At 44.8% G+C, this 17,776-nt stretch carries 5 protein-coding genes; 4 read left to right on the forward strand and 1 reads right to left on the reverse strand.

The window, feature by feature from the left end:
- Positions 1–29: 29 nt before the first annotated feature.
- Positions 30–1,484 carry an aminoacyl-histidine dipeptidase gene (locus tag GWK08_RS11885; RefSeq protein WP_163607407.1) on the reverse strand — a complete coding sequence of 485 codons (1,455 nt, stop codon included), beginning with the start codon at positions 1,482–1,484 and terminating at the stop codon, positions 30–32.
- 80 nt (positions 1,485–1,564) lie between these two features.
- Here GWK08_RS11885 and GWK08_RS11890 point away from each other — a divergent pair, with 80 nt between their 5' ends.
- From GWK08_RS11890 to GWK08_RS11905, 4 genes are all read left to right on the forward strand, one after another.
- Entirely contained in the window at positions 1,565–2,632 is a 1,068-nt protein-coding gene (locus GWK08_RS11890) for a DUF3810 domain-containing protein (RefSeq protein ID WP_163607408.1), read from the forward strand.
- A gap of 732 nt (positions 2,633–3,364) precedes the next feature.
- Positions 3,365–15,508, forward strand: coding sequence for a BspA family leucine-rich repeat surface protein (locus GWK08_RS11895; protein ID WP_163607409.1), 12,144 nt, complete (start codon positions 3,365–3,367; stop codon positions 15,506–15,508).
- A gap of 350 nt (positions 15,509–15,858) precedes the next feature.
- The gene (locus GWK08_RS11900; RefSeq protein ID WP_163607410.1) at positions 15,859–16,059 is read left to right on the forward strand and encodes a hypothetical protein; all 201 of its coding nucleotides are present in this window, start codon (positions 15,859–15,861) and stop codon (positions 16,057–16,059) included.
- A gap of 6 nt (positions 16,060–16,065) precedes the next feature.
- Entirely contained in the window at positions 16,066–17,493 is a 1,428-nt protein-coding gene (locus GWK08_RS11905; protein ID WP_163607411.1) for a sodium:solute symporter family protein, read from the forward strand.
- Positions 17,494–17,776 lie beyond the last annotated feature (283 nt).

The following is a 17,776-nucleotide window of genomic DNA, read 5'->3' on the forward strand; positions in this document are numbered from 1 at the left end:
CCACGGCCTGATATCTTATCTGAAGATTTCTATTTTTCAGGAATACTCTTTAGGATCTCCAGTGTAAATTTCCAGAACTTTTCTACCGATGCAATATTTGCACGCTCGTCAGGAGAGTGTGCCCCTTTAATGGTAGGCCCGTAGCTTATCATATCCATTTCCGGATAATTCTGCCCCAGGATCCCGCATTCAAGGCCGGCATGACAGGCAACCACTTCGGGTTTAGCCTTAAAAAGTTCTTCGTATTTAGATTTCAATACCTCCAGGATAGGCGAATTTACATTCGGCGTCCAGCCCGGATAGTTACCGCTGTAATTCACTTCACAGCCCGCCAGTTCGTAAGTAGCTCTCAAGGAGTTGGCCAGGTCTGTTTTTGCAGTTTCCACCGATGATCTTGTCAGGTTCCCTATCAGCACTTTCCCTTCTCCTATCTGCACTCTGGCAATATTATTAGAGGTTTCTACCAGATCTTCCATATCGGCACTCATGGCATATACTCCGTTATGGGCGGCGTAAATGGCTTTGATGATCCCTTCCTGTACCCCGAGTTCCATAACATTTTCCGGTCTTTCGGTCACCTCCGCACTAATGGTAAGGCCGGGTTCTGTAGTCTTTAATTCTCTTTTGATAGCCGTTGCCAGCTGATTGAATTCAAAAGCAAAAGCATCGTGATGCACCTTATCGATCACTATTGTTGCAATACTTTCTCTGGGAATGGCATTTCTGAGCCCGCCTCCGTCAATCTCTGCAATACGCAGGCCGAAATTCTCAAAACCGTCAAAAAGCAGGCGATTCATCAGCTTGTTGGCATTACCCAGGCCTCTGTGGATATCCATTCCGCTATGGCCTCCCTGTAGCCCCTTTACGGTTATTCTGTAGGCTACGGTAGCTTCCGGAACCTCTTCGGTCTGATAGCTGCGTTCTGCGGTAACATCTATTCCTCCCGCACATCCTATATCTATTTCATCGTCTTCCTCCGTATCCAGGTTAAGAAGTATATCTCCTTTCAGCACATTTCCTTTTAATCCCTTAGCCCCTGTCATTCCCGTTTCTTCATCTATCGTAAAGAGGGCTTCAATAGCAGGATGCTCTATATTTTTACTTGCCAGAACAGCCATAATTGCAGCCACTCCGAGTCCGTTATCAGCCCCAAGTGTCGTTCCTTTGGCTTTTACCCATCCGTCTTCAACATACATCTCAATCCCCTGATTATCAAAGTCAAAAATGGTGTCTCCATTCTTCTGATGCACCATATCCAGATGCGATTGCATTACGACGGTCTTTCTGTTTTCCATTCCCGGGGTGGCCTCTTTTCTGATGATGACATTTCCAACCTCATCCTTAAAAGTTTCCAGGCCCAGATCTTTTCCGAAATCCATCATAAAAGCAATGATCCTTTCCTCTTTTTTTGACGGTCGTGGCACCGCATTGATATCTGCAAATTTATTCCAGACTTCCTTAGGTTCTAGTAATCGAATATCCATGTTTTACAATAAAAATATTTAACGCTAACAAATGTAACCATTGCAATGCAGAATACCATTTATTTAATTATTTTTGACGCATGACGAAAAGAATGAAAACCATCATAGCGTTTTCTATTATTCCGCAAGTCATTCTAGTTAAAATACTTGCAAAGCATCCAGAGCTTATTGAGAAATACTATAGTAATGGTTTTTACCCTTATCTTTCAAAAGGTTTCCGATTGGTTTTTGGATGGATCCCTTTTTCCGTCGGAGATATTTTCTACACCATTGCAACCATCCTTATCATCAGGTTCCTGATCTTAAAAGGGCGAATGTTCTTTTATCAGACACGGAATTTTTTCCGGGAAGTTTTTGTCGTGATCTCCGTACTCTATTTTGTGTTTCATCTTTTCTGGGGATTGAATTATTACAGGCTTCCTATCTACCAGTCCCTCAATATTGATAACGATTATACCACAGAGGAACTTTTTGAATTTACGGATCGCCTGATCGCAAAGGCCAATGAAGTTCATTACAGCATTACCAAAAACGATACGGTAATGGTGAGTATTCCCTATTCAAAGCGTAAGATCTATAAGATGACGGTAAACGGCTTTAATAAACTATCGGCCGAAATGCCCAACCTTACGTATGCACCTACCAGTATTAAATCTTCTATTTACAGTACGGTGCTCACCTATATGGGATACGGAGGCTATCTGAATCCCTTTACCAATGAAGCGCAGGTAAACAGTGTGGCTTTCAGTTACAAATACCCTACGGTAAGTTGCCATGAACAGGCGCATCAATTGGGGTATTCTGCAGAGAATGAAGCTAATTTTATCGGTTATCTCGCTGCTGTGAATAATGAAGATATCTATTTTAAGTATTCTGCCTATATCTACAGTCTGCGCTACTGCCTCGGTGAAATAAGAAGCAGGGATCCGGAGAAATTCAGGGAAGTCAATAAAAAAATGAACCCGGGTATCATTAAGAATTACATTAATGTTTCCAACTTCTGGAAAAGATATGAGAACAAGGCGGAACCCGCTTTTAAAACCTCCTTCAACACTTTCCTTAAAGCCAATAACCAAAAAGACGGGATCAAGAGCTATAGCTATGTAGTAGCCTTGCTGGTTAATTATTATAAGAACAAGGAACTTTAGCCATTAGCGCCTGGCCTATAGCCAATAATACGATCAACCATTTACGACATACGATTTTAGATTGACGATTGTTGGAGTGTTTCAGCAGATCTAAATTGTCCCCTTGAGGGGACTTTAGGGGTGTTCCAAAACAAGATAGATGTGAAACATAAGAGTTCAAAATCAATTTAATTTAGACCGAGGGATCGCTTCGTCATTTCTTTCCTCGCGATGACTAATTGGAAGAGAAATGTTGAATGTTTATCTTCAATCAACCCATTTCCAAATCAACAAATCGAATAACCAAATCCCAAGCTCCAAATTCCAAACACCAACAACCAAATCTCAATACTCAATACTTTGTACTTAATACTAGCAAACAACCACCAACGTACACCGAAACTTCAGTGAAGGTGTAACAACCAAATCCCACCTCTCGACGAGCCTGTATCGAGCGTAGTCGAGATGCTCGAGGTGACAGATCCAACAACCATCAACTAACCACCATCAACCATCAACCAACAACCATCAACCAACAACCAACAACCAACAACTAAACCCTCCCTTTTATGAAATCCTCATAACCAGTTTTATTATTAATAAACTGATAATCAGAAATTTAAACATAACTTCATGAAATATTTTTTTCATAGATGAAAAACAGACAGAGCGAATTATCCAAGTCACTAGCTTTGATATAGATGCCATAAAAATCAGCCTGTTACATGGGCTTTCTGAACTAAAACTATCATCATGAAAAAAACATTACGCTATTTTATTTATTTTTTGCTTTTAGCTTCTATCGTACAAGGGTATGCCCAAAGCCAGAAACCTAAAATAGTTTTTTGCGGGGATCCCGATAATGATCTCTACCGCGTTTTGGTAGCCGAGGAAGATCTTGAGGTAACCCGTTATGATGCTCCGGGAGAAGCTGTGAGAGGTACCTCCAACGGAGGTGCACTCATCATTGCCGCCGATCGATATCCGAGTCAGAAAAACCAGGTTCCTTCTTCGGTCTATGAGGATGCCCGGAGAAGAAATATAAGACTCTATGTAGAATATCCCGGCAATACGGTTCCCGATGTGACCATCAATGGGAGACCACATCGTGCTACCCGACTGCAAAGAGGGATCATGATGGACGATTCCTTTCGTACCCATAGTAATCTGCCTGCTCTGAGTTTACTGGGGATCAATGATGCCCGTATTTTAACTTCAAACCTGACCCCCAATAGCCAGCCAAGTGCCTATGCCATGATCAAACTCGGTAAAGTGGCCGGCTTTGATACCGCTGTATATGGTTTGGAAGGTGTAACCACCTACGATGTATTGAACAATGTGTATTATGGCGGTGATTCGAGCTGGGAGATGCTCCTGGCCATGACCAAACTTACCAATTTCCGGACCGCTCGTTACGGCCCCCATGCCTCCTGGAAAGTGGTCTGGGAAACCATTCTCCGATGGTTAACGGGAGAGCAAATATCATTAAACACCTGGTCGTCTGCCAGGGATGTAGCTCCCATGTATGAACGGAATGAACCTATGCCCGATGATGCGCTCCGGACTTCGGTAGCCAAGGGAGTACAGTGGTATTTCGACAGTAAACTCCTCCTCCATCCGCAATGGAAAAACGACTGGGAAAAATATCATAAAGGAAAAGGACACCTGGTCGGCCCTCCCCTGGATAAAAGTCGTCCAAATGGTAACGGGTCTCTAGGGATTTTGGAAGGGCACTTTTCCAACATATTCCAAACCGGTCGCCAACAATATCGATATACCATACGGGGGGATGTACAGGGAGAATCGGCCTATGCTCTGGCTGCCGGGGGAAAACTCCTTGGAAATAATTCCTATTCGGAACTGGCAAAAAATTTAGCAGATTTTATGTTTAATTCCGACCTGGGGAAATCGAATTCTACAAAAGACAATTATGGCCTGATAAGCTGGTCCCTTAACAATCAGGATGCTCATTATTCGGATGATAATGCCCGGGCTATTCTCGGGATCATCGGTACTTCCGCCTATCTTGAAACCAACAGATGGAACCGGGAGATCCTGAGGACCATTCTATCCAATTTCAGATTGACCGGTAAAAAAGGATTTCAGCGGAGTAGTCTGAAACAAAAAAATATAAATGAAAAAGGCTGGAGGCATTATGCCAATGAAGAGCTGATACTTCCGCACCCTCATTATCAGGCCTGGATATTGGCCTGTTACCTCTGGTTATATGATAAGACAGGTTATGAACCTCTGCTGGAAACCACAAAAAAGACCATAGGGCATATCATGGACAGGTATCCTGACAACTGGAGCTGGACCAACGGAATACAGCAGGAACGAGCCAAAATGATCCTGCCCCTGGCCTGGCTGGTTCGGGTAGATGATACCGAAGAACACCGTCAGTGGCTGGATACGGTGGTCAATAAATTATTAGAAAACCAGCAACCTTCAGGGGCTATTCGGGAAGAATTGGGAGATGAAGGCGGCGATTTTGGTCAGACACGTTCCAATGCAGGTTACGGTACTACCGAAGCTCCGTTGATCCATGAAAACGGCGATCCCGTGGCCGATATGCTCTACACCAGTAATTTTGCATTTTTTGCACTTAACGAAGCGGCCCATGCTACCGGGAACAGCAGATATCACGAGGCAGTTGCCAGGCTCTCCGAGTTCCTGGCCCGTATCCAGATAAAAAGTGAAAAGCATAGCGATCTGGACGGAGGTTGGTTTCGGGTTTTTGAATATGACAGGTGGGATTACTGGGCATCTAATGCCGATTCCGGTTGGGGCCCCTGGTGTACGCTTGCCGGCTGGATCCAGAGTTGGATCGTTACTACCCAGACCCTGGTTATAGAACGGAACAACTATTGGGACCTGACCAACAACCTGAATATTTCCGAAAACGCCAATGATATCATCAATTTTATGCTGGAAAAAGACCCCAATGCGATCAACAGGCATACCGAAGGTGCCCGGTCGGTACATGCTGCCGACCTGGACGGTGATGGTGATATGGACATACTCTCGGCCTCGGAAGTGGACAATAAGATCGCCTGGTCGGAAAATCTGGGGAAGGGAAAATTTCGCAATCATTTTATCAGCAGACATGCAGAAGGTGCCCGGTCGGTACATGCGGCCGACCTGGACGGTGACGGAGATATGGATGTACTCTCGGCTTCTTACCAGGATGACAAGATTGCCTGGTATCAAAACAACGGAGCGGGAAGATTTACCAAACACCATTTTATAAGCCGGCACGCTGAGGGTGCCTCTTCGGTTTATACCGCCGACCTGGATGGTGATGGGGATCTGGATGTCCTTTCTGCTTCCTATGATTCGGATAAGATTGCCTGGTACCAGAACGATGGAAAAGGAAAGTTTCCCAAGCATCATTTTATAAGCCGGAATGCAAGGGGCGCTTCTTCGGTTTATTCGGCAGATCTGGACGGTGATGGCGATATGGATGTGCTTTCGGCTTCCTGGAAGGATAACAAGATTATCTGGTATCAAAACAACGGAGCAGGAAATTTCTCCAGGCATTATACTATCAGTCAGGATGTAGAGGGTGCCTTTTCGGTCCATGCTACCGATCTGGATGGTGATGGCGATATAGATGTGATCGCGGCCTCCGAAACAAGCGATAAGATCATATGGTTTGAGAATATAAACAAGGTTCTGGGGCCACCCTTATTTCCCCGGCTAACGGTCATAAAACAATGGAAAGAGCATATTATCTCCACCAGGGCAGACGGTGCCGTATCGGTTCATGCGGCCGACCTGGACGAGGACGGCGATATGGATATACTCTCCGCTTCTTTTATAGACGACAAGATTGCCTGGTATGAGAATCTGGGTGGCGGGAATTTTGGTGATGCACAAAGCAATCAACGGATCATCAATAAATATGCAGATGGCGCCACATCGGTCTATACGGCAGATCTGAACAACGATGGTGATCTGGAAGTTCTATCGGCCTCCTATCTGGATGGTAAGATCGCCTGGTACTATAATCCCATAGACAGGAAAAATCCGGGAGTTACAGGCCCCGACAAAAAAGTGATCAGTAATGTGGCGGGCAGTGTCCGATCGGTAGATACGGGAGATCTGGACGGCGACGGAGATATGGATGTGGTCTCCGCTCATTACGGCGATAACAAGATCGTCTGGTTTGAGAACAAGGATCGCAAAGGGAATTTTGATTTCAGGGCCGGGAACCCTTATACTAACCAGAAGGAGATCGCTACCGATATAAACAGCCCTATTTTGGTTCATACGGCCAGACTCGATAATAATGAAAGTACGGACATACTTCTCTCCTCCTTCAACAAAACGGTCTGGTTCAGGAATAATGGAGATGGAACTTTTGAGGAACAACAAGCGATCGTTAATGACCATTACGGGGTTCCAACGGCCATATATGCTGCCGATATCGATAACGATCGGGATAACGATGTTTTTCTGGCCACAAGTACGGGAGCAGACCGGCATGGGAATTTTGACAGCGACCTTCTCTGGTATGAGAATTATGTAAGCAGGGACGGAACAAGAACATTCAGGGGAAGAGCGAGTAATCATAATCCGGACCGGGAGTATAATATTATTTCCAGATCCAATAACAGGATCAGTTCGATCTACCCGTTGGATATGGATGGAGATCAGGACATGGATGTGATCACGGCCGAAGGGAATGAAATTCTATGGCATGAAAACAGTTTTGATATCAGACATGCCGATGGCCAGGGTCGCTTAGTGAGGGAAAGAAAATGGGAAAAACATACGATCTCCACCACGGCTGTAGATGCCCGGTCCGTCTATGCAGCCGACATTGATAATGATGGCGATATAGATGTGCTCTCCGCTTCTTACGGAGATAACACCATTACCTGGCATGAAAATACATGGAGAATGTCCGGATCTGTCGGAGAAATACTGGTGAGGGAACAGGCCTGGAGGGAACACAGGATCTCTGTAAAAGCATTGGGGGTCAATTCGGTACGCGCAGTGGATATGGACGGAGATGGCGATATGGATGTCGTGGCAACTTCTCAAAAGGATCATACCGTAGCCTGGTATGAGAATCTGGGCGATGGGAAATTTGGAGACCCCTCATCCAATAAAAAGCTTATCAGCAAGAATACCAAAGGTGCCAGATGGGTACATACGGAAGACCTGGATGGCGATGGGTACCAGGACGTACTCTCTGTCTCCTCCGGCGATCATACCATTGCCTGGTATAAAAATAACGGAAGAGGAAGCTTTTCCGAAAAATTTACCTCCACCTGGGAAACCACTTCGGCTTATGAAAAGATCCGTTTGCCATTGGTGGAAACGGGTTCCTATAATTTTACGGTAGACTGGGGAGATGGGGTTACCAATAGGATCACCTCCTGGAACCAGGGTGCGGTTACGCATATCTATGCCCGGCCGGGAAGCTATACCATAACCATTAGCGGGGAAATTGATGGCTGGAGTTTTAAAGATAACGACGATAGGGAAAAGATAACAGAGATCTCCTCCTGGGGCCCTTTAAGGCTGGGCAAGAACGGAGGCCAGTTTTACAAATGCACAAACTTACGGATCACCGCTCCCGATCCTTTAAACACTTCGGAGGTCATTAGTTTTAAGGATACTTTCCGTGAGACCGCTACCGCCATTCCCGGAATAGAGAATTGGGATACCAGTCATGCAACCAATATGCGGAAAATGTTCTCCGATACCAATTTTAATCAGAACATCGGTAATTGGGATGTAAGCATGGTTACCGATATGACCGATATGTTTGCTAATAATTCCAGTTTTAACCAGGATATCGGAAGTTGGGACGTAGGCAATGTTACCGATATGAAGCATATGTTTTTTGGGGCCGCCAAATTCGATCAGGACATCGGGAACTGGAATACCGCTAAAGTTACCTCTATGGAGGGTATGTTTCATGGAGCTACCGACTTTAACGGGAACATTGGCAATTGGAATGTAAGTAAGGTTACGGATATGAGGGGTATGTTCTACGATGCCGCCAAATTCGATCAGGATATCGGGAACTGGAATACCGCTAAAGTTACCTCAATACATGGTATGTTCCATGGAGCTACCGACTTTAACGGGAACATTGGCAATTGGAATGTAAGTAAGGTTACGGACATGAATGATGTGTTCCACAATGCCATCAAATTCGATCAGGAAATCGGAAACTGGGAAACCGGTGAAGTTACCTCTATGCATAATATGTTCAATGGGGCTATCAGCTTTAACCGGAACATTGGCAATTGGAATGTAAGTAAGGTTACTAATATGAGCGGTATGTTCTATGATGCCGCCAAATTCGATCAGGACATCGGGAACTGGGATACCGGTTTAGTTACCACTATGAGCAGTATGTTCTATGGAGTTACCGACTTTGACCAGAATATAGGTAATTGGGATATAAGTAAGGTTGGGAGTATGAATGATATGTTCGACGGGGGAGCAGGCCTTTCTACAGAAAATTACAATAAGCTGCTTATAGGTTGGGCAAAACAAGCGGTACGAGAGGAGGTGATTTTTAATGCAGGGAATTCTGCCTATACCAAAGGTTCTGAGGCTGCAACGGCCCGGGAGAAGCTGGAAGCGAAAGGCTGGACCATTACCGACCATGAAGCAGAAGAAGATAATGAGGCCCCGACGGTAAGCAGTATTTTGCGCGAAAATCCCTTAACGGAAAGAACCAGTAAAGACAGTATTACCTTTAGGGTTACCTTTAATGAACCGGTACGAAATGTAGATATCAATGATTTTACCATTACCGCAAATGGTCCTTTAGTGGGAGTACATACGATAACTGAAGTATCTGATAGTAATGGGGCAGCCTATAATGTCACTGTTCGAAATATAAGAGGTAGCGGGACCCTGGAACTTGGCCTTAGGGCCGATACGGATGGGAATTATACGATCAACGACCTTACAGGTAATCCCCTAACCGACCCTGGCTCTGATCCGGAAAATCCCGAGACCTACACCATTGTTGATATTACAGCTCCGGTGATAAGCAGTATTTCGCGCCGGGATCCCCAAACACAAACAACGGAACTGACCGAAGTTAGCTTTAGGGTCGAGTTTAACGAGGCAGTGCAAAATGTGGATACAGGTGATTTTACCGCTTTGGGAGAAGAAGTTAGAGGAACAGTAACTAATGTGGATGCGGAAGAGGATTCAAATATGATCTATAATATTACCGTATCGGGAATAAGTGGTAGCGGTACCCTGGGCCTGGGTCTGGGTCTGGTCAATAACCAGGATATAGAAGATCTTGCAGGTAATGCCCTTCCCAACACCGTACCGGCAACTTCCGAGACCTATTCCGTTACTGATACTACGTTCCCCAGGCTTAGCAATATTTTACGCCTGGATCCCACGGCGGAAATAACAAATAACAAGAGTCTTACCTTCAGCGTCACCTTTAGCGAGCTGGTACGGAATGTGGTCGAAAACGATTTTGCCATCGTTACCTCGGGTGATATAAGGACACCAATAGACAGTATTAAAATTAGAGTGCATGACGTGACTCCAAATACGGCCTACCGTATTACTGTTCGGCATAAAAATCCTGATAAGAATATAGAAGGTAACGGGACCCTGGGACTCCGACTCCGCTTTTCCCGTACAGAGAGTGAAGGTTATACGATCTATGATCTTGCTAGTTATGATGGTAATGCCCTTCGAGACCCTAGACCGACAGGTGCCGGACAAACCTATACCATTGATAATAGGCCCCTGATGATAAGCAGTATTTTACGCTATGATCCGGATAATCCTGATCCTCCCAGCGAAAGAACAAATAGCGAAAATGTTAGCTTTAGGGTCATCTTTAACGAGGCAGTCCAGCAGGTGGATAAACACGATTTTACCCTTAACTCAAATGGTCTTTCAATAGTAAATCATACGGTTTATAATGATATAGGTACAGATAATACCTACGATGTCACCGTTTGGGATATAAGCGGTAACGGAACCCTGAAATTGGGCATTGCTGCTAATAATAATATTACCAATAATACTCTCGACCTTGAAAATAACCGACTTTCCAGAGTCCTTCCCTCCGGGGCGCAACGCTATATTATCGATAATACCCGCCCTACCGTAAGCCGTATTTTGCGCCAGGATCCCCTAACGGAAATAACAAATAACGAAGAGGTTACTTTTAGGGTCGAGTTTAGCGAGCCGGTACAAAATGTAGAGATCAATGATTTTACCATTACCGCAAATGGTCCTTTAGTGGGAGCACATACGGTAACTGAGGTATCGGATAGTAATGGGACAGCCTATAATGTTACTGTATCAGGAATAAGGGGTGGCGGCACCCTTGAACTTAGCCTTAGGGCCGATACGGATGGGAATTATACGATCTTTGACCGTGCCGGTAATGCCCTTACCGATCCTGAGCCTACAGATTCGCAAACCTATACGATCACAAGCCTAAGGGTAAGCAGTATTTTGCGCCATGATCCCCTAACGGAAATAACCAATAACAGCAGTGTTATTTTTAGGGTCGAGTTTAGCGAGCAGCCGCAGAATATACTTGCGGACGATTTTATAACGTTGGGAAAAGCCAAAGGAATAGCAACCAATGTCCGGGCTGAAGAGAGTTCAAATACAGCCTACCATATTACCGTATCGGAAATAAGAGATAACGGAACCCTTACATTGGATTTTGCGGCCAATCAGGATATTACCGATGGAGAGGAAAACCCACTTTCCACTAATCTCCCGGATGGAGCGGAACACTATATCATTGACCAGACAGCCCCTGCTGTAAGCCGTATTTTACGCCAGGATCCCCTAACGGAAAGAACAAATAACAATAATGTTACCTTCAGGGTCATCTTTAGCGAGGCGGTACAAAATGTAGGTGCAGCTGATTTTATGATTACCAGGGAGGGTATTACGCTGGAAGTAGGGACACATACCGTAAACCCAGTGGGCAGTAATGGGACCACTTATGATGTCACTGTTCCTGATATAAGCGGTAACGGAACCCTTACATTGGATTTTGCAGCTAATCAGGATATTACCGATGAAGAGGGAAACCCACTTTCCACTAATCTCCCGGATGGAGCGGAATTAAGGTATATTATTGACAATACAGCCCCAACCGTAAGCAAGATTTCGCGTGAGTATCCCCCAGAAGAAGAAATAAGTAGGAATAGGAACCAAGAAGTTGTCTTTGAGGTTGAGTTTAGCGAAGCGGTTGAGCATGTGCGTATCGAAGATTTTACAACTTCAGGAGAGGCTTCGGGAACGGTAACCCATGTTGAAGCGGAAGGTGAAGCTACCTACGAAGTTACCGTATCGGGAATAAGCGGAACAGGGATCCTGGCGCTTGACCTTATGGCCGATACGGATGGGAATTATACGATCTTTGACCATGCCGGTAATGCCCTTATCCCGAACCCTGATTCCAGATATTCAGAGACCTATACTATTGTTGAGGAGATAGCCCCGGAGATAAGCAGTATTTTGCGTTATGATCCGGAGAATCCCGGAGTATCTCCCAATGAAAGAACAAATAGCGACCAGGTTACCTTCAGGGTCATCTTTAGCGAGGCGGTACAAAACGTAAATGCAGCTGATTTTATGATTACCAGGGAAGGTATTACGCTGGAAGTAGGAGCACATACCGTAAACCCAGTGGACAGTAATGGGACCACCTATGATGTCACTGTTCCTGATATAAGCGGTGACGGAACCTTGGCGTTGGGCTTAAATGAGGCTCTTAATGATATCACGGATGAGAACGGTAATGAGCTTTCTCCCACGCTTCCCGGAGACGCGGAACTAAGGTATATCATTGACAATACGGCCCCCACGGTGAGCAGTATTTCGCGCCAGGACCCCCAAACAGAAGCAACAAATCGAACTGAAGTTACCTTTAGGGTAGAGTTTAGCGAAGCGGTAGAACATGTAGGTATCGAAGATTTTACCACTTCAGGAGGGGCATCGGGAACGGTAATCCATGTTGAAGAGAAAGAGGAAGAAGAAGCTACCTACGAAGTTACCGTATCGGGAATAAGCGGTAACGGGTCTCTGGAGCTTCGCCTTATGGCCGCCGATACGGATGGTAACTATACGATCAACGATCTTGCAGCTAACCCTCTTACCAATCCAGTCCCGGAAAATTCCGAGGCCTATAACATGCAGGATGAAACACATCCAACGGTAAGGAGTATTTTACGCTATGATCCGGAAGTGAGAACAACAAATAGCGACCAGGTTACCTTTAGGGTCATCTTTAGCGAGGCGGTACAAAATGTAGATGGAACCGATTTTATGATTACCGCAGGCGGTAGTCTTTCAGTAGGTGAGCATACTTTTAGCAAGGAGACAGATAAAATCTATGATATATCTGTTCCGATTATAAGCGGCAACGGGCCCCTGGAACTTGGCATTAGGGCCGATACGGATGGGAATTATACGATCGATGATCTTGCAGGTAATCCTCTAACCAATCCAGACCCGGAAAATTCCGAGGCCTATACCGTTGACAATAGGGCTTTGAGGATCACTCGTATTTTGCGTCATAATCCGACGGAGGAAATAACAAATAGCGACGAGGTTACTTTCAGGGTCGAGTTTAGCGAGGGGGTCAACCATGTGGATGATACGGATTTTACCATACTAACAACCCCTAACGTGAACAATACCTATCATACCTTTGCCGGGGAAACAGGAGGTAGCATTTACTATATTACTGTTCGGGATATAAGCGGTAACGGAACCCTGGAATTGGGCATAGCTGATGATAATAATATTACTGACTCCGAAAATAACCCGCTTTCATTAGCGCTTCCCTCAGAAGCGCAATACTATATTATTGACAATACAGCGCCAACAATCACACTCATCGGAAACAACCCTCAGAGCATAGTCGTAGGTACTGAATATACTGAACTTGGTGCTACAGCTACTGACAATATAGATAATGACATTTCCTCCAATATTACTATTAATTCCTCATCGGTAGATGCTGGCACTGTAGGTTCCTATTCTGTAACCTACGATGTATTAGATACAGCAGGAAATGCAGCTGAGCAGGTAATACGGACCGTTAATGTCGTCCCAATAACAGACACCACACCACCGGTGATCACACTTCTCGGGGCCAATCCTCTGACTATAGAAGTCGGTACTGAATATATTGAGCCAGGGGCCACCGCCCATGACAATGTGGATGGTGATATTTCTTCCAGTATTATGATCGATTTCTCATCGGTAGATACCAATACCGTGGGTTCCTACATCGTAACCTACGATGTAGTTGATACTTCAGGGAATTCGGCAGAACAGGTAATACGGACCGTTAATGTCGTTGCATTAACCGATACCACAGCACCGGTGATCACTCTTCTTGGGGCCAACCCCCAGATCATACTGGTTGGTTCTGCCTATAACGAGTTCGGAGCTATGGCCATCGATAATATAGACGGCGATATTTCTTCCAGTATTACGATCAATTCCTCATCGGTCGATATCAATACCGAAGGTCGCTATTCGGTTACCTATAATGTATCTGATGCTGCAGAAAATGCTGCAGAGCAGGTAACAAGGACAGTTCGGGTCATATCCAGTGGTGCTACCACACCGGAAATCACCATTCATCCGAGAAATGTAACAGTTATAGCGCCCAACCCAGCCAGTTTTATGGTAGAGGCAACAAGTACTACCTCCCTGAGTTATCAATGGGAGAGCCGAGCCGAGCCGGAAGCGGATTGGGTAGTAATCAATGGAGCGACCGGTGCAATATATACCCTGGATCCCACGGAGCCGGCGCATAACGGAGCGCAGTTCCAGGTATTGGTAAGCAATATAGCGGGAACAGCAAGAAGTGCTATTGCAACCTTAACGGTTAACGAAAATACCACTCCCAGAGTAAAAAAAGAGATTCCTGCACAGAAACTCACCCAAGGCTCTGAAAGCGAGCCGATAGTGTTAACGGATATCTTTACGGATGACGATGAACAGGAAGAACTCTCTTTTTCCGCTGACTATGACAGCAGCATCGTGGCAGTCTATATCATTTCAACGGACACGGGCGTTCCCCAGCTGATACTCGAGGGTCTTGGCCCCGGGGAGACGATAGTTACCCTGACGGCCAGCGACCCTCATGGGGCTACGGTAAGCCATAAGTTTACAGTAACAGTAACAGGCTGTCCTCTCTATGAATTATCGGCAAACAATTTCCAGTTACAAACTTCAGGAGAGACCTGTAGGGGCAAAAACAACGGGGCCATTGCCATTACCGTTGAACAGGAAGAGAATTATACAGCCAGGGTCGGGGACAAGTCCTACGAGTTTACCGGGGAGCTGAAGGTGGGGGACCTTTCCCCGGGAACCTATGATGTATGCATCAGCAAGGGTTCTGGGTGCGAGCAGTGTTTCGAGGTGGAGGTGGCGGAGGCCCGACAACTAAGCGGAAGAACTACGATAAGTGAAACAAACGGAGTAGCAGATAAGTTATTTGTAGAGATCAGTTCGGGTACAGCCCCCTATAGTGTACAGATAAATGACAGGCCTGCAGGTCGTTATCATACAAACCGTTTTTCCCTTGCTGTACAGCAGGGAGATAAGATAGAAGTCACCTCTGGTGTGGCCTGTGAAGGGAAACTTCTGCTGGAAACACCCTGGTCTGAAGAGCTCCTGGTGTATCCCAACCCTACCGGATCGGATGTGGAGCTTGTTCTTCCGCAGGACCGGAGCAGTATAACCGTAGCTATTTACAATGTATCTGGAGTAAGAGTGTCCGCAAAAACATATGCTGTTAGCAATCGTAAAACAGTGATTGGAATGAAGAAATTACCCGCCGGAGTGTACTTTTTACATCTGAGGAATAAGAACCCAACCATAGTGAAGATCATAAAAAGATAAATGCATGGAAATGTTGAATGTTAAGTTTTGAATGAGGAAATCTTCAAATTATAAAATCAATCAATATTTACGATCGACGATTTTAGATTAACGATTTTAGATTAACGATTGATGGAGTGTTTCAGCTAACCTGGATTGTTCCCTTGAGGATTTTGTTCTCCCCTTGAGGGGAGAAAACAAGAGGGGTGTTCCAAAAACAAAAGTAGTATACGAACCACCCCACTCGCCTCTTCCTTCGACTGCGCTCAGGATGACAAATCCAAACAATTAGCAACTCAATACTTTGTACTTAATACTGACTAACAGCCAACAACTAAAAGCTAACAACTATCAACAAAATGCTGAATATTATGAAAAAAACCTTCCCCTCATGGGTCTGGATCACTTACCTCCTGCTCTTTTCGCTGTCAATTCCATGGTATATCCCCGAAAAACCCGCAATGATGCTGATTCTCGGATTACCTCTTTGGGTAATCGCTTCTATTCTTTCAGTGGTCATAACAGCAATATTTACTGTCTGGATAATTAACAAATACTGGAAGGAAAAATAGAATATCATGAGTACTCTTATAGTTATCTGTATCTCTTTATACCTGCTTATACTTATTTCAATAGGGTTAATTGCTCATAAAAAACGGCAATCTAACTCTATGAAAGATCACTATCTGGCCGGTGGTAGCCTGGGAGCATTTGTTCTGTTACTAACTTTATATGCCACTCAATACAGTGCAAATACCTTACTGGTAACTCCGGCAGAAGTTGCAGACAAAGGATTGGGTATGATCCTTATACTGGGATACCTCACTTTTATCGTTATCTCCTATCTTACATTTGCTCCCCAGTTATTTCGTATCTCAAAAAAGAGAAACTTTATTACTCCCGGCGATTGGTTTGATTACCGGTTCCGGTTGCCTTCACTCTCACTTATTGCCAACTTTGTTCTGATCATTGCTTCTCTTAATTTTTTGCTCGCTCAGCTTATGGCTATGGGGCATCTTGTTAACGGAATTACCGATGGGCAAATACCGTATCGGGCCGGAGTTATATTCCTGGCTTTGGTAATGATCGTATATGAAACATTGGGCGGAATGCGTGCCGTAGCCTGGACAGATGTGGCGCAGGGAATTATGTTATTTATCGGTCTGGGTGGCCTCTTCTTTATTCTGTTGCCTGATCTTGAGGGATTGACAAACATCAGTAAGTGGCTGATCAAAAACGAGCCTCAAAAGATCAACCTGCCGGATCCTAACTTTCAGATCTATTGGGCAAGCACCGTACTGATGATAGGTTTAGGCGCAGCGGTATATCCACAGGCAATTCAGAGGATCTATGCTGCAAGATCACTTAAGGCCCTTAAACGATCGATGAGTGCCATGGTGTTTATGCCTTTGTTTACGGTCCTGATCCTGTTTCTTATTGGCATCGTCAGCATCCCGCATTTTACAGCAATTGAAAAAATATCTCACGATGCTGTACTTCCCTATATGCTGGAATACTGGGGTAGTCAATCTCTTTTGGGGTTAATCCTGACTTTAATGGTGATTATTGGTTTGCTGGCAGCAATTATGTCTACTGCCGATTCCGTATTACTTTCCCTTTCCTCCATAATTTCAAAAGATATCCTGGGAAAGACGATATTAAAAGATGTTTCCGAAGAACAACTCACCAAAACAGGTAAGATCCTGTCCTGGATAATCATATGGGTAATGGTATTTTTTGCACTCAATCCTAAAATAACCCTGTTCCGGACTATTGAACTGAAAATGCAGATCCTGATCCAGACTGCTCCCCTGTTCCTTCTTGGAGTACACTCAAAAAAAGTTACCTCAAAAGGTATGCTGATCGGACTTTCCATCGGTTTTGCATTTGCCGTAGGCACCTTCTTCCTGGGTTTAAAGACCATTGCCGGAATACAGGTAGGCCTGATCGCATTTTTTCTTAATGTTCTGGGATGCTATGTATTTTCGTATTTGTTTAAAAATTAAGTTCCGAGTATCAAATCCTATCTCTCGACTGCGCTCGAGATGACAGATACAACAGCCAACAACTAAAAACTAACAACCATCAACCAAACCCCAACAGCCAACAACAAATTCCAATAAGCAATAAACAATGAGCAATTATCAATGGTCAATAACTAATAACCAAATTCCAAGCTCCAAATCCCACCTCTCGACGAGCCTGTATCGAGCGTAATCGAGATGCTCGAGGTGACAAATCCCAACAACTAAAAACTAACAACCAGCAACCAACAACCAACAACGTACA

The organism is Leptobacterium flavescens, assembly GCF_010671605.1.
In the GTDB taxonomy this organism is placed as follows: Bacteria; Bacteroidota; Bacteroidia; order Flavobacteriales; family Flavobacteriaceae; genus Leptobacterium; species Leptobacterium flavescens.